The sequence below is a fragment of the Eubacterium sp. genome (genome assembly GCF_057858645.1).
Window position 1 is genome coordinate 55,130 of the sequence record NZ_DBLZZO010000015.1, and the last position, 13,289, is coordinate 68,418.

15 protein-coding genes are annotated in these 13,289 nt (G+C 31.1%); all 15 read left to right on the forward strand.

Features of this window, described 5'->3' with window-relative positions; genetic code table 11:
- Positions 1–69 precede the first annotated feature (69 nt).
- Positions 70–291 carry a hypothetical protein gene (locus ACZM4J_RS06820; RefSeq protein WP_489485900.1) on the forward strand — a complete coding sequence of 74 codons (222 nt, stop codon included), beginning with the start codon at positions 70–72 and terminating at the stop codon, positions 289–291.
- A gap of 147 nt (positions 292–438) precedes the next feature.
- Positions 439–810 carry an Asp23/Gls24 family envelope stress response protein gene (locus ACZM4J_RS06825; protein ID WP_022165603.1) on the forward strand — a complete coding sequence of 124 codons (372 nt, stop codon included), beginning with the start codon at positions 439–441 and terminating at the stop codon, positions 808–810.
- Positions 811–891: 81 nt separating this feature from the next.
- A complete protein-coding gene (gene nusB, locus ACZM4J_RS06830; RefSeq protein ID WP_412622608.1) occupies positions 892–1,305 on the forward strand; it encodes a transcription antitermination factor NusB in 414 nt (137 codons plus the stop codon).
- Positions 1,306–1,315: 10 nt separating this feature from the next.
- Positions 1,316–2,530 carry an exodeoxyribonuclease VII large subunit gene (gene xseA, locus ACZM4J_RS06835; protein ID WP_428244691.1) on the forward strand — a complete coding sequence of 405 codons (1,215 nt, stop codon included), beginning with the start codon at positions 1,316–1,318 and terminating at the stop codon, positions 2,528–2,530.
- Complete coding sequence (gene xseB / locus ACZM4J_RS06840) at positions 2,520–2,723, forward strand: exodeoxyribonuclease VII small subunit (RefSeq protein WP_117999510.1); 204 nt, start codon at positions 2,520–2,522, stop codon at positions 2,721–2,723. Before xseA ends, xseB begins: the two co-directional genes overlap by 11 nt.
- Before the next feature lie 19 nt (positions 2,724–2,742).
- Positions 2,743–3,633, forward strand: a complete 891-nt coding sequence (locus ACZM4J_RS06845) for a polyprenyl synthetase family protein (RefSeq protein WP_428244690.1) — start codon at positions 2,743–2,745, stop codon at positions 3,631–3,633.
- An 18-nt stretch (positions 3,634–3,651) separates the two neighbouring features.
- Complete coding sequence (gene dxs, locus ACZM4J_RS06850; protein ID WP_022165599.1) at positions 3,652–5,520, forward strand: 1-deoxy-D-xylulose-5-phosphate synthase; 1,869 nt, start codon at positions 3,652–3,654, stop codon at positions 5,518–5,520.
- The gene (locus tag ACZM4J_RS06855; RefSeq protein WP_428244689.1) at positions 5,520–6,329 is read left to right on the forward strand and encodes a TlyA family RNA methyltransferase; all 810 of its coding nucleotides are present in this window, start codon (positions 5,520–5,522) and stop codon (positions 6,327–6,329) included. Before dxs ends, ACZM4J_RS06855 begins: the two co-directional genes overlap by 1 nt.
- An 8-nt stretch (positions 6,330–6,337) precedes the next feature.
- Positions 6,338–7,192, forward strand: coding sequence for an NAD(+)/NADH kinase (locus ACZM4J_RS06860; protein ID WP_428244688.1), 855 nt, complete (start codon positions 6,338–6,340; stop codon positions 7,190–7,192).
- 13 nt (positions 7,193–7,205) lie between these two features.
- Positions 7,206–7,655 carry an arginine repressor gene (argR, locus tag ACZM4J_RS06865; RefSeq protein ID WP_022165597.1) on the forward strand — a complete coding sequence of 150 codons (450 nt, stop codon included), beginning with the start codon at positions 7,206–7,208 and terminating at the stop codon, positions 7,653–7,655.
- Between the two features lie 36 nt (positions 7,656–7,691).
- Positions 7,692–9,380, forward strand: coding sequence for a DNA repair protein RecN (gene recN, locus ACZM4J_RS06870; protein ID WP_428244687.1), 1,689 nt, complete (start codon positions 7,692–7,694; stop codon positions 9,378–9,380).
- Positions 9,381–9,537: 157 nt separating this feature from the next.
- Complete coding sequence (gene spoIVB / locus ACZM4J_RS06875) at positions 9,538–10,764, forward strand: SpoIVB peptidase (protein WP_412622596.1); 1,227 nt, start codon at positions 9,538–9,540, stop codon at positions 10,762–10,764.
- 105 nt (positions 10,765–10,869) lie between these two features.
- Entirely contained in the window at positions 10,870–11,637 is a 768-nt protein-coding gene (locus ACZM4J_RS06880) for an FHA domain-containing protein (protein WP_302689502.1), read from the forward strand.
- 221 nt (positions 11,638–11,858) lie between these two features.
- A complete protein-coding gene (gene spo0A, locus ACZM4J_RS06885; protein ID WP_290987280.1) occupies positions 11,859–12,707 on the forward strand; it encodes a sporulation transcription factor Spo0A in 849 nt (282 codons plus the stop codon).
- 42 nt (positions 12,708–12,749) lie between these two features.
- A partial coding sequence (locus ACZM4J_RS06890; RefSeq protein ID WP_489485903.1) for a glycogen synthase occupies positions 12,750–13,289 on the forward strand: 540 nt, incomplete at its 3' end.

Consider the following 13,289-nt stretch of genomic DNA (forward strand, 5'->3'; position numbering starts at 1 on the left):
GTATGGTAATTATATACGTGAAAGTATATTTTCAAAACAAAAAATATTTTATAGAATGAGGCATGAATAATGAGAGATGAAATTATTGAAATTTTGGAGATGATTAGTCCGGGAATTAGTGTGGAAAACAATAATTTAAACCTTGTAGAATATTTAGAATCTATGGAAATGATTGAATTTATTGAGGAGCTGGAAAACAATTTTGACATCGAAATTCCTTCAGAAGAAAAGATTGAAGAAAATTTTTTAAATATTGAGTCAATAATGGAAATGATAGTGAAACTTCAATAAATTTATAAAAACAAAAACAGCCATTTGAAGGTAATGTGGTACCTGTCAGATGGCTGTTTCTGTTTTGCCTAAATGGTTGTAAATTTATATTATTAATGATATACTATCGTTAGTTTATAAGGTTATCCTTAAGGTAGGAGGTTTGAAATGGAAGATGTAAGAAACACATATAGAATAAACGAAAAATCAGAATTAGGTGATGTTCATATTAGTGATGATGTACTTGCTGTTATTTCAGCAATGGCAGCTTTAGAAGTTGATGGTGTTGTTGGTATGGCTGGTAATATCACATCAGAGATTGTTGCAAAACTTGGCATGAAGAAACTTTCAAAGGGCGTTAGAGTTGATGTAGCTGAAGGTAGCGTTATGGTAGATGTTTCAATTATTATCAGAATGAACGAAAAGATTATTGAAGTATCTAAGAAAGTACAGGACAGAGTTAAAACTACAGTTGAAAATATGACAGGCTTGAAGGTTGAGAATGTTAATGTAAACATTTCAAGTGTTTTATCAAAATAATTTAGATTAACGTAGGGTGTCTGTTAGGACACCCTTTTTGAACGTAATAACATAATTAATAATCAGATATGTGGAGGAAATATGAAGAGAGCCGAAATCAGAGAATATGTTTTTAAATTGTTATATTGTACAGAGTTCCATGAGGATGAAGATTTACAAAAACAATATAGATTATACATGGAGAATTTAGAACAGTTAGGCGAAATTAAAGAAATAAAGGAAAAAGATAAAGAATATATAATTAATCGTGTTACAGATATAGTTTCAAGAATTGATGATATTGATAAAGAAATTGACAAGGTAGCTGTATCATGGAAAACAGACAGAATGGCAAAAGCTGACCTAAATATTCTTAGATTAGCTTACTATGAAATGAATATTGATGATGATATACCAAAGCCTGTTGCCGTAGACCAGGCTGTTGAACTTGCCAAAAAGTACGGAACAGATGATTCACCATCATTTGTTAATGGGGTTCTTGCAAAATTATTTTAGGAGATAATATATGCCGTCTATATACACAGTTGGTCAGGTAAACACATATATAAAGCAAATGTTTAGTCAGGATTTTATGCTGGCTAATATTTGCATTAAGGGAGAAATAAGCAATGTAACTTATCATTCTTCAGGTCATATATATTTTACATTGAAAGATAAGACAGGTGTAATTTCAGCCATAATGTTTAAGGGTAACAGAAACAATTTGAAATTCACATTAGAAGAAGGACAGAAGGTAATTGTTTTAGGCAGCGTTAACGTCTTTGAAAGAGATGGAAAATATCAGTTATATGCAAAAAGTATAACCTTAGAAGGTGCAGGCCTACTATATCAGCGTTTTGAACAGTTAAAAAACGAACTTAGTGAAATGGGACTTTTTGATAACATGTATAAGAAACCCATACCTAAGTATTCTTTAAAAATTGGAATTTGCACAGCAAAAACAGGTGCTGCAATACAGGATATTATTAATATTACAAAGCGAAGAAATCCTTATGTGCAGTTATATTTATATTCAAGTCTTGTACAGGGGGCAGAGGCTGCAATAGATATTGTAAACGGTATCAGATATTTAGATTCATTGTCTCTAGATGTAATTATTGTGGGCCGTGGTGGTGGCTCCATTGAAGATTTGTGGGCTTTTAATGAGGAAATAGTGGCAAAAGCTATTTTCGATTGTAATACACCTATTATTTCGGCGGTAGGTCACGAAACTGATACAACAATTGCTGATTATGTGGCAGACTTAAGGGCACCAACTCCAAGTGCTGCGGCTGAGATAGCTGTATTTGATTACAATGAATATTTACTTAATATCACACGTTACAAACAGTTGTTACTATCTCAGATGGTTAATAAAATTTCAAACACACGTAACAATTTGAAATATATACAGACCAAACTTAATCTATATAATCCAATTAATCAGTTAAATACCAAAAAACAGTATTCAGATGAATTATATACAAAACTTAATGATGCTTTTAATAGTTTATTCACTAACAGAAAGCATATGCTTGCAATATATGCGGAGAAACTTAACGGTTTATCTCCTTTAAATAAAATTTCAAAAGGCTTTGCTTATTTTGCTAATGATAAGGGCGAAGCAATTAATTCTGTAAAACAGGTTAATGTAGGTGATGATGTTATGTTGACTGTTAAGGATGGACAAATAAAAGCAAAAACCTATGATATAACTGAAGGAGTTTATAATGGAAAATAAAAAAAATATAGAACAGAACTTTAATGAAGTTGAAAAAATTATTGAAGCAATGCAAAAAGAAGATGTTACATTAGATGAGTCTTTTAAATTATATAATCAGGGCTTGAAAATAATAAAAGACTGCAATCAGCAGATAGAGACTATTGAAAAACAAATTAAAATAATAAATGAAGAAGCACAGCAGAACGTTTAACAGACATTTAGGAGTTATTATGAACGATTTCAATACAAACTTAAAGTTAAAAACAAAAGAAGTAGAAGATATTATATATAATTATTTTCCAAAAGAAGAAGGCAAACAGAAAATAATTATTGAGGCAATGAATTACAGTCTTAAAGCAGGTGGAAAAAGACTTCGTCCAATGCTTATAATGGAAACGGCAAAATTGTTTAAAGACGATGTTACAAATGTTTATCCTTTTATGGCAGCGATAGAAATGATTCATACTTATTCTTTGGTACATGATGATTTACCTGCAATGGATAATGATGAATATCGTCGTGGCAAAAAAACTACACATGCGCAGTATGGCGAGGATTTGGGTATATTAGCAGGAGATGGTCTTCTTAATATGGCCTATGAGATTATGTCTCAGGCTGTAATAAAAAGTGATAAGCCTATGAAAGCTGCAGAGGCAATGGGTGTAATTGCAAAGAAAGCAGGCGTCTATGGCATGGTTGGCGGTCAGACTGTTGATGTAATAAATGAAAATAAAAAGATGGATATGGATACAATTATGTATATCCACAATTTGAAAACGGCAGCTTTAATAGAAGCTTCCATGATGGCAGGTGCAATTCTTGCAGGGGCAAATGAAGTTGAGATTCTAAATGTAGAAAAAATAGCAAAAAACGTTGGTATAGCCTTTCAGATACAGGATGATATTTTGGATATTACAAGTACAACAGATGTTTTAGGCAAACCTGTTCACAGTGACGAAAAGAACAACAAAACAACATACGTTTCTCTTTGTGGCATAGAACAATCAAAAAAGGATGTTGAAAAATATTCAAAAGAAGCAATTGAAATTTTAGATAATATTAACGGCAATAATGATTTCCTAAAACAATTAATAATTAAATTAATTAATAGGAAAAAATAAAACTAAAGCGTAAGAAATATGGGACAAATATTAGATAATATAAATAAAGAAAATGATATAAAAAAAATAGATAAGGATTTATATCCTATTTTGGCTGAAGAAATAAGAAGTTTTTTAATAGAAAAAGTCAGCAAAACAGGTGGTCATCTTGCGTCAAATTTAGGTGCTGTAGATATGACTATAGCTCTGCATGCAGTTTTAAATTTCCCACAGGATAAAATTGTATGGGATGTAGGTCATCAGTCATACACACATAAAATTTTAACAGGTCGTAAGGAACAGTTTGATACATTAAGACAGCTTGATGGTATAAGTGGTTTTCCAAAACGACACGAAAGCGATACTGATTCTTTTGACACAGGGCACAGCTCAACATCAATATCTGCGGCGCTTGGTATGGCTATGGCAAATAAGCTTAATAATAACAATAATAAGGTTGTGGCGGTTATTGGTGATGGAGCACTTACCGGTGGCATGGCTTTGGAAGCTCTTAATAATGTTGCAAGTTTAGGAAAGAATTTTGTAATTATTTTAAATGACAACAATATGTCTATTTCTCAAAATGTTGGCAGTATGTCAAACTATTTAAATAAGTTAAGAGTTGGAGAACACTACAATTACCTGAAGGAAGATGTTGAAACATCTTTAAGCAAAATTCCAAAAATCGGTAAAAAAATAGTTAAAAAAGTAAAGAAAACGAAAGATAATATTAAGAACTTTATTATACCAGGTGGTTTGTTTGACGATTTAGGAATCACATATATTGGACCCGTTAATGGACATGATATTAATGGAATGATTAGTATTTTTAAAAATGCCTTAAAAATAGACCATCCAATTGTTATACATGTAAAAACAACAAAGGGAAAAGGATATTTACCTGCGCAAAATAATCCGTCAAAATTTCATGGCATAGGAAAGTTTGATGTTGAAACAGGAGAGGAAGTAAAGTCTTCAGCTGCAGGAACAATGTCTTACACAGAAGTTTTTTCAAGAACATTAGTTAAATTGGCTAAGAAAAATAAAAAAATATTAGCTATTACAGCAGCAATGCCTGATGGCACAGGTCTTTCAAGATTTCAAAAAGAATATCCTGACAGATTTTTTGATGTAGGTATAGCTGAGGAACATGCAGTAACTTTTGCGGCAGGACTTGCAGCCAGTGGCTATAAACCTGTTGTTTCAATTTATTCATCTTTTTATCAGAGAGCTTATGATCAGATACTACATGATGTGTGTCTTCAAAACTTACCTGTTGTAATGATTGTTGACAGGGCAGGTCTGGTAGGTCAGGATGGTGAAACACATCAGGGAATATTTGATGTATCTTTTATGTCAGCAATTCCTAATTTAACAATAATTGCTCCAAAAGATACAAAGGAATTAATTGAATCTGTGAAATTTGCAATGGAATATAATGGTCCTATTGCCATACGTTTTCCTAGAGGTACAGCTTATGTGGCAGAGAAAAAAACGACTAGTCCGGTTGAACTTGGAAAAAGTGAAATTGTAAATTATGGTTATAATATTGCCATAATCGCAGTTGGAAATATGTTTGAAGAAGTAGAAAAAACCTATAATTTGCTTATGAAAGAAAACATTAATCCAACAATTGTAAATGCAAGATTCGTAAAACCATTAGACAAAGATATGATTGAACATGTTGCAAAAAGACATAAACAGATTATTGTAGTGGAAGAAGCTATAAAAAAAGGTGGTTATGGCGAGGCAGTATCCACATACGTTCAGGAAAACTGTTTAGATTGTAATGTAAAAATCATGGCAATTGAGGATTGTTTTGTTGAGCAGGGCTTGGTTGATGAATTAAGAGAAAAAATCGGCATTAGTAGCAAAAAAATATATGAGAAGGTTAAAGAGTTAGTATAATGAAAGAAAGATTAGATGTTTTACTTGTAAAAAGAGGTTTGGCACCTTCAAGAGAAAAAGCAAAAACAATAATTATGAGTGGCATTGTTTTTGTGGATAATCAAAGAGAGGACAAGGCCGGAACTTTTTTTAAGGATGATGTTAATATTGAAGTAAGAGGTAAAACTCTTAAATATGTAAGTCGTGGGGGCTTAAAGTTAGAAAAGGCAATGGATTGTTTTGGAGTACAGTTAGATGGAAAAATCTGTATGGACGTAGGTGCTTCAACAGGCGGTTTCACAGACTGTATGTTACAAAACGGAGCTGTAAAAGTTTACTCAGTTGATGTAGGTCATGGACAGCTTGCCTGGAAACTGGTTCAGGACGAAAGAGTTATATGCATGGATAGAACAAATATCCGTTATGTAACACCTGAAGATATTGATGAGGTTATAGATTTTGCCTCAATTGATGTTTCATTTATATCACTTACAAAAGTTTTATTACCTGTAAAAAATCTTCTTACAGAAAATGGTCAGATTGTTTGTCTTATTAAACCACAATTTGAGGCAGGAAGAGAAAACGTGGGAAAGAAAGGCGTTGTAAGAGATAAGAAGGTTCATAAAGATGTTATAGAAAGTGTTATAACATTTGCCATGAGTATTGGATTTGATATTATTAATTTGGATTTTTCACCTGTGAAAGGCCCTGAAGGAAATATCGAATATTTATTATATTTACAGAATACAAATAAAGAACAAGGCGAAAAATTATCAGATATAATACCTGAAGAGGTCGTGGAAAAATCACATCAGGAATTGGATAAATAGAGGATTACATGAAAAAGTTTTGCGTTATAACAAATAGTTTAAAAGATAATAAACTGGAAATTTCTTATAAAATATTAGATTATATTACAAAAAGTGGTTGCCAGTGCGTGCTAATCGATAATGTGGATTATAGCACAGGGGAGTACAAAGTTCTTAAAAGTAAGGATATACCAGGTGATACACAATGTGTAATCAGCATTGGTGGAGATGGAACTTTACTTCATGCCACAAAGGATTTTATAGACTTAGATGTTGTTTTTGTTGGTGTAAATAAAGGAACCCTTGGTTTTTTGGCTGAAATTTCACCGGACAATGTAAAAGAATCTTTAGACAAGTTAATAAATGATGATTTTAATATTGAGTCACGAATGATGCTTGATGGTAGAATTATAAGAGATGGCAAGCAGGTTTACTCATCAACAGTATTAAATGATATTGTAATACATAGAGGTGGAGATTTAGCCATTACTGACTATCAGGTGTACGTTAATAAAGAAATATTAGGTAACTATCATGCAGATGGCATAATTTTATCAACGCCAACAGGCTCTACTGCGTATAATTTATCGGCAGGTGGTCCTGTTGCAAGACCTGATTCAAATATGATTATACTAACACCTATATGTCCACACACACTTGCAAACAGAAGTCTTATTTTGTCAAGACACGATAATATAGAGGTTAAAATTGGTAAAAGTCGTATTGCAAACGAAGAAAATCGTAGGATTTCCTTTGATGGAGATGGCATTTTCAAAATTATATCAGGAGATATAATTAGTATAAGTGAGTCTGAAAAAACAACAAAGATTGCTAAGTTAGATGAAGGCAGCTTCTTACAGGCAGTAAAAGATAAACTAAATTAAGGTATGGGTAATTATGAAATCAAAAAGACAAAGAAAAATTATAGATTTAATTGGAGAATATGATATTGATACACAGGAGGAACTGGCAAAAAAATTAATTGAAAGTGGTTTTAAGGTAACTCAGGCAACAGTATCAAGAGACATAAGAGAACTTAATTTAATAAAAACATCATCTGCAAACGGTGGTCAAAAATATGCTGTGCCCGTTAATACGGCAATTACACATGACAGTAAATACATGAGAGTTTTAAATGATGGAATTGTTTCTATGCAGTGCGCAGAGAACATTTTGGTCATTAAGACAATTGCAGGCATGGCAATGGCAGTTGGAGCAGCAATAGATGCAATTGAAATTAATGAGATTGTAGGCTGTATTGCAGGTGATGACACAATTTTTCTTGCAATAACAAGTAAGGAAAATGCAAAAAAGGTTAAAGGAATTATTACGGAAATAATTGCTTAGTGGGACAAATGGAGAGAAGCACATAAAGGAGGAAATATGTTAATAAATTTACACGTAAAAAATCTGGCATTAATTAAAGAGGTTGACGTAGATTTTTCTAATGGACTTATTGTGCTTACAGGAGAAACCGGTGCCGGTAAATCATTACTTTTAGGTTCCGTTAATATTGCACTGGGGAATAAGGTTTCAAAGGACATTATTAGAAACGGTGAAGACTTTGCATTAGTAGAGCTGACTTTTTTAACGAAAAAAGAACAAGCCGATTTTATCAGAAATATGGATATTTTTGTTGATGATGACAATATTATTACTGTTTCAAGAAAAATAACGGAATCCAGAAGTGTTTCAAAAATTAATGGTGAAACAGTTAATGTTAAAACTCTTAAAACCATTATGGAAATGTTAATCGATATACATGGTCAACATGATCATCAATCATTATTATATCCTGCAAAACATCTTGAAATTTTAGATAAATTTGCAAAGGACAAAATTGAAGATAAGTTAGCTGATTTAAAAGAATTAAATAATAATTATAAAAAATTAAAACAAAAATTAGATGAATATTCTATGGATGAGGCACAAAGAGCCCGAGAAATAGAATTTGCCAAATTTGAAGTAGATGAAATAGAACAGGCTGATTTAAAAGAAAATGAAGATGTTGACTTGGAAACAACTTATAAAAAAATGGCAGGCGCAAAGGATGTGGCGGTGGAACTTTCGTCCATATATCAGCTTATAAGTTATGAAAATGAAAATGGTGTTGGTTCGCAAATTAACAGAGCTATTTCGCTTATTAATTCTGTTAAGTCTGATGATGAAAAGATTACACAGTTTAAAGAGTGCCTTTATGACATTGACTCCATGTGTAAGGATTTAGATTCTGACATTGTAGATTATACAGAAAGTCTTGAGTTTGATTCTAATTATATTAACGAAATTGAAAACAGATTAAATACAATTAATCATTTAAAAATAAAATACGGTAATTCAATTGAAAAAATCCTTGAATATCAAAATGAAAAACAAAATTATTTAGATGAATTAATTAATTATGAAGAGGAAATAAATAATATTAAAAGCGAAATTGATTCCATATATTTGGATATGGAAAAAATATCATTGGACATATCTGAGGAAAGAAAAAAAGCAGCTTTAGTTTTACAGGAACAGGTAACTAAATCTTTAATAGATTTGAATTTCATGGCTGTTAATTTTGAAATAAGTATTGAAAGAAGTAATACAATTACGGATAATGGATTTGATAATGTTAATTTTATGATTTCTACAAATCCGGGAGAGCCTGTAAGGCCGTTAAATAAGGTAGCATCAGGTGGTGAACTTTCACGTATTATGCTTGCCATAAAATCAATTCTTGCCTCAGAAGATGAGATAGATACTTTGATTTTTGATGAAATCGATACAGGTATTAGTGGTAAAACAGCCACTATGGTAGCAGAAAAAATGGCAAACATCAGTAGGCATCATCAGGTAATATGTATTTCTCATTTATCACAAATAGCTGCTATGGCAGACAATCATTATCTTATTGAAAAGAAGTTGGAAAATAATAGTACAATTACCAACATTAAGAAATTATCAGGTGATGAGTCAATAGAAGAACTTGTTAGAATTAATGGTGATGGTACTGTTAGTGAGGCGGCAATTTCTCATGCAAAAGAAATGAAAGAAATGGCAGAACGAACAAAAAGTTACTTGATTTAAAATTGAAAAATTAGAGATATTAAAAAGGAAGGCGAAAGTCTTCCTTTTGTTTATTTATGACGTAAGAAAATTCTCTGTAATTTCTTGCTACATAAATAAACGTTCCCCTAGGGATGCACATTCGTTTAAAAGAAATTAGTAATTTGGAGGTTATGTTATGAGAAAAATATATAGAAATACAATTATTGCATCCATATGTATTGCTGTTTTAATAATAGTTGTTTCAGTAATTTGGAATGTACAGAAAAATCTTCCAAATACTATTTTTGTTAATTCAAATGATAATGCTAATTATGAATTTGGGATTCCTGTTTCTTTAAATATTAATAAAACTACCGGAAAGGATAAAATAACTCTTACTGGCAAGAATAATATTATTACGGGAAAAGTAGGCTCTTATAGGGGAAAATATAAGCTTTTCGGGATTCTTCCTGTAAAAAACACAAAAGTAAATGTTATTGATAAAACTTATGTTTATCCTGTTGGCCTTCCCATAGGGCTTTATTTAAAAACTCAGGGTGTGATGGTAATTGGTAGTGGATGTTTTGAAAATGTTAAAGGAGAAAAAATAAATCCTGCCAAGGATAAAATTGAATCAGGAGATTATATTATAAAATTTAATAAACATATAATAAGTAATAAGGCACAATTAGTTTATTTGATTAAGGAAAATAAGAATAAACCGGTTGTTTTTACTATAAAATCAAATAGTGGAATTAAGTTAGTGAAACTAAAGCCTGTTAAAGCAAAAAATGGCAATTATATGTTTGGCATCTGGGTTAGAGATGATTCTCAGGGAATTGGAACAATGTCTTTTATTTACGAGAATAAATATTTTGCCCTAGGTCATGGAATAAGTGACATTGATACAGGTAAGCTTTTGTCCTCAAAAAATGGTTCTATTTATAATGCAAATATTTGGGGAATTAAAAAGGGACAAAACGGAGAGCCGGGTGGTCTTTTGGGAAGCATTATATACAATAATGAAAATTATTTAGGAACCATAAAGTCTAATAATAATTGTGGTATTAATGGCGAGATACAATATAATCTTGTAAAAAAATACAAATTAAAGAAAATGGAAATGGCATTAGGAAATAATGTGCATACAGGAAAAGCAAAGATTCAACTTATTTGGGACAATAAAGCCACCTGGTACAACATAGAAATCTTAAAAGTAAATAGAACAAATAAAGAAAAAAATATGATTGTTAAGATTACCGATAAGAATTTATTAAAAAAGACAAATGGAATTGTTCAGGGCATGAGTGGTTGTCCCATTGAACAGGACGGAAAAATAATAGGAGCAGTAACACATGTATTAGTCAACGACTCTACAAAAGGATACGGTATATTTGCAGAAAATATGTTTCTTGCAAATTAATATAATTTATAAAAATATTTCAAAAGAAAAAATGAATATTTCATATATAAATAAGTCGAAAAATGTAGTATAATGTATAAATAAACAAATTTAAGGAGACCTAAAATGGCAAGAAATAATACAGAAATTGTATATAAAATAGAAGAAATGATAAAAAAATATAACAAAAAACCTGAAAAGAAGGTTAAGAAAAAAGATATTGTAGATTTATTACAAAAAGCAGATATCATTATGGCGATGAAGAGTGATTTTGAAGATGCTTCTTTGTCATATGAAACTATAGAAGGTGTTTCAATGAAACCTGACATTGTGAAAGATGGTGGAAGAAGCAGATTGCTTCCGGTATTCACATCTTATGCACAGATACCTGATGATTATATGGAAAATTTTTCTTTTGTAAAGGTTTCTGCAACATACGCATACAATTTTATGAATGAATGTGAAGATTTAAACGGTATGGTTCTTAATCCGTTTACAGAATATAATTTAGAACTTAGAAAGAAACATCAGACATCAAAAGAAAACCTGGCTGCAACAAAGCATTACAAAACTCCAAAGAAGGCTGCTGCAAAGTCTGTGGAAAATGAAGTTCAGGCAATGATTATTTATAACAATAAGAAATATCAGATTAATAGAATTCCGTTTACAATTGGGAGAGAAAATGCAAATATTGTTGTGCCGGAAACTTACATATCCAAGATTCACGTGGTTATTTCATGTAAGGATGGAAAATACCGTATTGCAGATTATGATTCAACTAACGGAACTAAGGTTAATGGTACACAGTTGCGTCCGAAAGTATATTACGAACTTAGAGACGGCTATAGAATTGAACTTGCTGAAAAGGAAGAAATGGTAGTGTACATTAACTAAGAAAATATTGACATTATTTTAAAAAAATCGACATTTATATATGGTTTTTATAAGCTTTTTTACATTTTTTAACACTGTGAAAAAATATATGTAAACTTAATTGTCGAAAAAAGGATTTTTATGCGAATTCTTTAAGTTGAATATCTTCATCTAACAAACTATAATCTTCTTTGTCAAAAGAATTTAAACAGTGCTGTGTTTTGACAAAATTAGGAGGAATGATGAACACGAACTTAAATAATCGCAATATAAATAAAACATATACCGGAAACTCAGAAAAAATATCTGTTATTATTGTTGATGACAATGAAAAAGTAATCGAAAACATAGATTCAGCATTATCAAAAGATACAGCAATTCAGATTATTGGTAAGGCTAAAAATGGTCAGGAGGCTTATGAATTAATAAGAAAGTCAACACCTGATGTTGTTATTTTAGATTTAATTATGCCAAAGATGGATGGTTTATCGCTAATGAATAAGGTTAATGAAGATGGTGCAATGATTAAGATGCCTTTTTTCATTATAACTTCAGCAATTAGTAATGAGAATGTTATTCAGGATGCATTTGGTTATGGAGCAGGGTATTATTTACTAAAACCATTTGAAACAAACATGATAGCAGATAGGGTAAAAGGTGTAAAATCATACAACAAGAGAATACCTGAAACTAAAAAAATTATTGGTGCAGGAGAAGATAGAAAACATTTTATGGAGCGTAACATTGAAAATGATGTTACATCAATTATTCATGATGTTGGAGTGCCTGCACACATTAAGGGATATCAGTATTTAAGGGAAGCAATTATTATGTCAGTAAATGACAATGAAATGCTTAATTCCATTACGAAAATATTGTATCCTTCAATTGCAAAAAAATTCCAGACAACATCCAGCAGAGTAGAAAGAGCCATAAGACATGCTATTGAAGTGGCATGGAATCGTGGAAGAATGGATACTATTGATGAGTTGTTTGGATATACTATAAATGCAGAAAAAGGTAAGCCTACAAACTCTGAATTTATAGCATTAATAGCTGATAAGATTAGACTTGAATACAAATGTAGATAATTAATCATATAATACAAAAGAATTAATCTGGAGGAGGAAGATATGAAGAAGATATTATTTGCAGCATCAGAATGTGTACCTTTTATTAAAACAGGGGGATTGGCAGACGTTGTAGGTTCTTTACCAAAATGTTTTGACAAAGAAAAATATGATGTTAGAGTTATGATTCCAAATTATATGTGTATTGACCAGAAATGGAAAGAAAAAATGACTTATGTTGATCATTTTTATATGGACTTATGCTGGAGAAGACAGTACGTTGGAATTATGGAAATGGAATATGAAGGAGTTAAATTCTACTTCATTGATAATGAATATTATTTTTCAGGAGAGAGACCATACAGTGATCCAAGATATGATTTAGAGAAGTTTGCTTTCTTTTCAAGAGCAGTATTATCGGCTCTTCCAGTAATAGATTTTAGACCGGATATTATACATTGCCATGATTATCATACAGGTTTAATTCCTGTTTATTTGAAAGACAGTTTTGCCAATGGAGAATTCTATCAGGGCATTAAGTCTATTATGACTATACATAACTTAAAGTTCCAGGGTGTTTGGGATATTGATACAATCAAGGAT

Bases quoted from the DNA above. Each gene is read 5' to 3' on its own strand.
- ACZM4J_RS06820 (WP_489485900.1), top strand. From the start codon at position 70: ATGAGAGATGAAATTATTGAAATTTTGGAGATGATTAGTCCGGGAATT.
- ACZM4J_RS06825 (WP_022165603.1), top strand. From the start codon at position 439: ATGGAAGATGTAAGAAACACATATAGAATAAACGAAAAATCAGAATTA.
- nusB (WP_412622608.1), top strand. From the start codon at position 892: ATGAAGAGAGCCGAAATCAGAGAATATGTTTTTAAATTGTTATATTGT.
- xseA (WP_428244691.1), top strand. From the start codon at position 1,316: ATGCCGTCTATATACACAGTTGGTCAGGTAAACACATATATAAAGCAA.
- xseB (WP_117999510.1), top strand. From the start codon at position 2,520: ATGGAAAATAAAAAAAATATAGAACAGAACTTTAATGAAGTTGAAAAA.
- ACZM4J_RS06845 (WP_428244690.1), top strand. From the start codon at position 2,743: ATGAACGATTTCAATACAAACTTAAAGTTAAAAACAAAAGAAGTAGAA.
- dxs (WP_022165599.1), top strand. From the start codon at position 3,652: ATGGGACAAATATTAGATAATATAAATAAAGAAAATGATATAAAAAAA.
- ACZM4J_RS06855 (WP_428244689.1), top strand. From the start codon at position 5,520: ATGAAAGAAAGATTAGATGTTTTACTTGTAAAAAGAGGTTTGGCACCT.
- ACZM4J_RS06860 (WP_428244688.1), top strand. From the start codon at position 6,338: ATGAAAAAGTTTTGCGTTATAACAAATAGTTTAAAAGATAATAAACTG.
- argR (WP_022165597.1), top strand. From the start codon at position 7,206: ATGAAATCAAAAAGACAAAGAAAAATTATAGATTTAATTGGAGAATAT.
- recN (WP_428244687.1), top strand. From the start codon at position 7,692: ATGTTAATAAATTTACACGTAAAAAATCTGGCATTAATTAAAGAGGTT.
- spoIVB (WP_412622596.1), top strand. From the start codon at position 9,538: ATGAGAAAAATATATAGAAATACAATTATTGCATCCATATGTATTGCT.
- ACZM4J_RS06880 (WP_302689502.1), top strand. From the start codon at position 10,870: ATGGCAAGAAATAATACAGAAATTGTATATAAAATAGAAGAAATGATA.
- spo0A (WP_290987280.1), top strand. From the start codon at position 11,859: ATGAACACGAACTTAAATAATCGCAATATAAATAAAACATATACCGGA.